6 protein-coding genes are annotated in these 4,670 nt (G+C 40.3%); 4 read left to right on the top strand and 2 right to left on the bottom strand.

Annotated elements, in window-relative coordinates:
- A partial coding sequence (locus tag Q0212_RS02610; protein ID WP_297921780.1) for a CopD family protein occupies window positions 1-625 on the top strand: 625 nt, incomplete at its 5' end.
- A 9-nt stretch (window positions 626-634) separates the two neighbouring features.
- Window positions 635-1,096, top strand: a complete 462-nt coding sequence (locus Q0212_RS02605; RefSeq protein WP_297921777.1) for a regulatory protein RecX — start codon at window positions 635-637, stop codon at window positions 1,094-1,096.
- A 12-nt stretch (window positions 1,097-1,108) separates the two neighbouring features.
- Here the strand turns inward: Q0212_RS02605 and Q0212_RS02600 are convergent, their stop codons facing one another.
- Entirely contained in the window at window positions 1,109-1,861 is a 753-nt protein-coding gene (locus Q0212_RS02600) for a hypothetical protein (protein ID WP_297921775.1), read from the bottom strand.
- Window positions 1,858-2,553: a ribose-5-phosphate isomerase RpiA gene (gene rpiA, locus Q0212_RS02595; protein ID WP_367175505.1), complete on the bottom strand. Its 696-nt coding sequence runs from the start codon at window positions 2,551-2,553 to the stop codon at window positions 1,858-1,860. Before rpiA ends, Q0212_RS02600 begins: the two co-directional genes overlap by 4 nt.
- Before the next feature lie 104 nt (window positions 2,554-2,657).
- Between rpiA and ilvA the strand changes: the two genes are divergently transcribed.
- Together ilvA and Q0212_RS02585 are read left to right on the top strand one after the other, a co-directional pair.
- On the top strand, window positions 2,658-4,172 hold the full coding sequence (gene ilvA, locus Q0212_RS02590; protein ID WP_297921769.1) for a threonine ammonia-lyase, biosynthetic: 1,515 nt from the start codon (window positions 2,658-2,660) through the stop codon (window positions 4,170-4,172).
- A gap of 168 nt (window positions 4,173-4,340) precedes the next feature.
- Window positions 4,341-4,616 carry a type II toxin-antitoxin system Phd/YefM family antitoxin gene (locus Q0212_RS02585; RefSeq protein ID WP_297921767.1) on the top strand — a complete coding sequence of 92 codons (276 nt, stop codon included), beginning with the start codon at window positions 4,341-4,343 and terminating at the stop codon, window positions 4,614-4,616.
- Window positions 4,617-4,670: the final 54 nt, after the last annotated feature.

Below are 4,670 nucleotides of genomic sequence, written 5' to 3'. Positions count from 1 at the left end.
CTTTTTTAGTTCTGCTTATTTAGTTATCAGCCAATCCAATTTAGGGCAAATGTGGCTGTTAATGTGCGGTGGACAATTGCTTGCATTGTTCGCTATTTTATATCGTCCACTAACAGCACCCTACCGACAAATTACCCTCTTAGCCGCCGTTTTTGTTTATACGCTTGCACGTGCTGCCAGTGGTCATGCCGCCGAAGCGGGTTTATTAGGTGGGGCTGTGTGGATTCATGCCATTCATATTTGGGCTGCGTGTTTATGGCTTGGCTTAATTATTTGTTATTTATTAACGTTTAATCACAATAAAAACAACCTACTGCATAACACCCAACAACTCTCAGAATTAGCAACACTCTGTTTAATGGCCTTAGTGTTAACAGGTTTTGCCGATAGTTTAAGAATCTATCAATTAGCCGATAACTTTTGGCAATCGGAATATTCTAAAATTTTATTTCTAAAACTCGCTATTATTGCTGTTGCTTTAGGCTTAGCGGCAACTAATCGCTTCTATACTTTGCCACGTTTGGCAAATAAAGCATCGCTTTTTTACTGGCTCGTCAGTATTGAGTCTATTGTTATAGGCTTAGCTTTGGGTGTGGCGAGTTATTTGGGTGGCTTAATGCCCTAGGAAACGACCATGAATCCGTCAGTCAGCTTTCAAAGCCTACGTAGTAAAGCCCTTGCCATGTTAACGCGTCGAGAGCATAGCGCGTATGAATTGCGTCAAAAGCTCTTAGAACAAGGAGCGAGCGAAAGTGAAATCTTGCTAATTTTGACAGAATTTAAAGAGAAAAATTGGCAAAACGATGAGCGTTTTTGCCAAGCTTTTATTCGTCACCATGCTCAAAAAGGTCATGGTGAAGTGGTAATCAAACAAGAACTCAAACAACGTGGTATTGTTAATAACGATTTTATTACGACTGAATTAGAAGAATATGATTGGTTTTTACTGGCACAAGAAACTCGCAGCAAAAAATTTGGCCTAGAACTACCCACAGAACGCAAAGAACAAGCTCGCCAATACCGTTTTCTGCAATATCGCGGCTTTAATAATGAACAATGTTGGCATGCCTTAAAATATAATCATGAGATGGATTAGAAGCTGTTGCCCCTACTCCATCTCTGTCGTTTTGTCTAAAAACCATAACAATGGTGCTTTAGCGGCTGCTCGCTCATCCTGAAATCTAAACAAATAACGGCGGCTCATTTTGGGCCATGCTTTAGCTTCTAACCATTGTTTATCTTTTAACAGATACCATGCGCCTTCAGCATACAAACCACCATTACCTTTATCATCTTCATGGCTTTGCCATGTGCTCACTAATAAGCGGCAGGCTTGACCACTCTTACCATAAAACCCTGAAATTCGGCCATAATCCTCTACAGAGATCGGCGCACTAATCGTCAATTTTTTTCGATCTAAGACAAAAATATCGCTAGTTTGTACGCCCATGCCCATGCCTTCACTGGTCATGACCGAAACGATTAACTCAAGGTCAGAGTCGCCATCCACATTTAATAATTCAACATTAAATGTTTCGGCTGGTGCCATTAAAAAACCGTCACTTTTCCATTCAACCAGCTGTTTGCCCTCTCGCCAATAGCTCATTTTAAAATAATCAGCATCATTGTCTTTTTCTGCTTGATAACTGCCTTGCATACAAACCTTTTCTTGAGGCTTGTTGGGAACAACGAGACAATTGCCGACGATGGGAGCAGTGGCTTTTAGGGCTTGATAGGGCATTTTTTGCTCAAAATTAAACGCCCCTACTTTTGAGCAAGGTCGTAAATCAGTTAGCACTGAAGCCGATAAAGTGCCACTCGCGGTGGCACTGAATAATAAAATAAACGTTTTTAGTTTCATGATTTTAAGAAAGTTTTTACACCATCTGCTGCACCTAACAACAACACATCAGCACCACGCTTAGCAAATAAGCCATTTGTGACCACACCAACGATTTGATTGAGGGTAGTTTCTAATTCAACAGGGTTAACAATGCTTAAATTATAAGTATCTAAAATGACATTTCCATTATCAGTGACAAAACCTTGACGATAAACAGGGCTACCACCCAACTTAACTAACTCTCGTGCCACATAAGAACGTGCCATGGGAATGACTTCCACAGGTAAAGGAAAGGCTCCTAAGACATCTACTTTTTTGCTTGCATCAGCAATACAAATAAATTTTTTGGCCACTGCTGCAACAATTTTTTCGCGGGTTAATGCCCCACCACCACCTTTAATCATATGCAAATGACTGTTTACTTCATCTGCCCCATCAACATAAATGCTTAAACTATCCACCGAGTTTAAATCGACGACTTCAATGCCAATTTTTTGCAAACGCTCAGCCGTTGCTTTTGAACTGGCAACCGCTGCTGGAATGTGTTGTTTCATGCTAGCCAACGCATCAATAAAAAAGTTGGCTGTTGAGCCTGTGCCTACGCCCAAAATTTCATCTTTTTCAACATAAGCTAAAGCAGCCTCAGCAACGGCGCGTTTTAATTGATCTTGGGTCATTGAAGGTTCTCCGCAAAAATATGCCTTACCCATTTCTTCGAAATGCGCAGGTCTTAAAAAAGTCGCTGATATTATACCTTGAGAAGTAGACGATAACTGCTTAATATGGCTGTTTTATTTTAAGATAACTAATTAAGATGATTCGCTTAGAAGATTATGTCCGCCGTACACTACAAGCAAAGGTGTATGATATTGCCAAAGAAACGCCGTTGGATGAAATGCGCTATTTATCACGGCGTTTAAAAAACAAGATTTTACTCAAACGCGAAGACTTGCAACCCGTTTTTTCGTTCAAAATTCGTGGTGCTTATAACAAAATTGCTTCCCTTTCCCAAGAAGATCGTGCCAAAGGCGTAATTTGTGCCTCAGCTGGCAATCATGCTCAAGGTGTTGCTTTGTCAGCAAGCAAATTGGGTATTAAAGGCATTATTGTTATGCCACAAACCACACCTGATATTAAAGTCAATGCAGTAAAAAGCTTTGGTGGCCATGTGGTGTTGCATGGCGATGCGTTTGATGAAGCCGCAGCTTATGCCAAACAACTAGCTGCCGATAAAGGTTATAGTTTTATTCACCCTTATGATGATTTAGAAGTGATTGCTGGCCAAGGCACTGTGGCGATGGAGATTTTGCGCCAACAAACCCAAGGCATAGATGCCGTGTTTATTCCTGTGGGTGGTGGTGGCTTAATGGCAGGGATGGCCGCTTATATTAAATATGTACGTCCTGACATTAAAGTGATTGCCGTAGAGCCTGAAGATGCTGCTTGTTTAAAAGTCGCCATGGATGCGCAAGAGCGCGTGGTATTGTCACAAGTGGGCTTATTTGCTGATGGTGTTGCTGTGGCACAAATTGGTGAACAAACCTTTAAAGTTGCCCAACACTGTGTAGATGAAGTGATTACTTGTAATACTGACGAAATTTGTGCTGCCATTAAAGACATTTTTGAAGATACACGCTCGATTGCTGAGCCAGCAGGCGCATTATCTTTAGCGGGATTAAAAAAATATTGTCAACTTGAACAATGCGAACAGCAAACACTCATTGCTATTGATTCAGGTGCAAATATGAACTTTGATCGTTTGCGCCATATTTCTGAACGCACAGAAATTGGTGAAAAACGCGAAGCCATTTTTGCTGTGACTATTCCTGAAAAAGCAGGTTCATTTAAAACCTTTTGTCAGATGCTAGGTAAACGTAATCTGACTGAATTTAACTATCGTTATGCCGATAATAAAGAGGCTTATGTGTTTGTTGGCATTCAGTTACGTGCAGGCACACAAGAACGTTTAGAGCTGAAAGAAAATCTTGAGAAAAAAGGCTATGCCGTTTTAGATTTATCCGATGATGAAATGGCAAAACTGCATATTCGTCATTTAGTGGGTGGTCATGCTGGTTTAGCTGATGAACATCTTTTTAGGTTTGAATTCCCTGAACGGCCAGGTGCTCTGCTGAACTTTTTATCGCGTTTAAGTGGCCATAATATTAGCTTGTTCCATTACCGCAATCATGGTGCAGCGTATGGTCGCGTTTTGATTGGCTTACAGTTAGGCAAAAAATCTAAAGAAGACTTGTTAGCCTCATTGGAAGCCGTTGGCTACCCGTTTAGCGAAGAAAGTAGCAATCCTGCTTATCAGTTGTTTTTGCGCTAAATAATGTGCTTGTTACTTTTTAGGGCATCAACTGATGCCCTTTTTATTTGATCTGAAAATATTACAAACCAATTTTTTAGTGACGTTTGACGTTCTTAACAATGGCTTGTTGTGAATTATTTTTTATCCTATTATGTCCATAATTAAAACCTAAATAGAGTGCTTTTTATGGACGTTTTACAGGCTAGACTTTCAGTCAGTATCACCGAGTTAAAAAAGAATCCTAGTGCGATTATCGACAATGCACATGGTCAACCTATTGCTATTTTAAATCACAATCGCCCTACTGCCTATTTAGTCCCTGCTTCTACCTTTGAAGCAATGACTCAAGCAAGCCAAACACCACCGATGTTATTAGCCGATTTATTAAATAGCTTACCACCTGTCACAAGCATTAAAGGTGATCCTGTAGAGATTCAGCAAGAGATGCGTAATGAGTGGTAAATATTTACTAGATACTTGTTTGTTGATTGGCTTACAACAGCGTTATCCTGATGC

The sequence above is a fragment of the uncultured Agitococcus sp. genome (genome assembly GCF_937920075.1).
Taxonomy (GTDB): domain Bacteria; phylum Pseudomonadota; class Gammaproteobacteria; order Pseudomonadales; family Moraxellaceae; genus Agitococcus.
This window is presented reverse-complemented; position numbering and strand designations above follow the sequence as displayed.